The organism is Zoogloea sp. LCSB751 (genome assembly GCF_002028455.1).
In the GTDB taxonomy this organism is placed as follows: Bacteria; Pseudomonadota; Gammaproteobacteria; order Burkholderiales; family Rhodocyclaceae; genus Zoogloea.
In genome coordinates this window covers 1-237 of sequence record NZ_MWUM01000605.1, presented here as the reverse complement: position 1 = coordinate 237, position 237 = coordinate 1, and the positions used below count along the sequence as shown (strand labels likewise).

At 58.2% G+C, this 237-nt stretch carries 1 pseudogene; it reads left to right on the top strand.

Annotated elements, in window-relative coordinates:
• Positions 1–237: pseudogene (locus tag B4920_RS27885) on the top strand (hypothetical protein); the annotation flags it as partial.

The window sequence follows — 237 nt, the reverse complement described above, 5'->3', positions numbered from 1 at the left end:
CGCCACCGAAGAGCAGAAACTGACCAAGTGGCAGATCTTCGTGAAGTACGTGCTGATGAACAAGGTGATCTGGCTGCTCTGCTTTGCCAACATCTTCCTCTACGTGGTGCGCATCGGCATCGACCAGTGGTCCACCGTCTACGCCCACCAGGAGCTCGGCTTCTCCAAGGAAGTCGCCATCCAGGGCTTTACCTTCTTCGAAGTGGGCGCCCTGGTCGGCACCCTGATGTGGGGCTA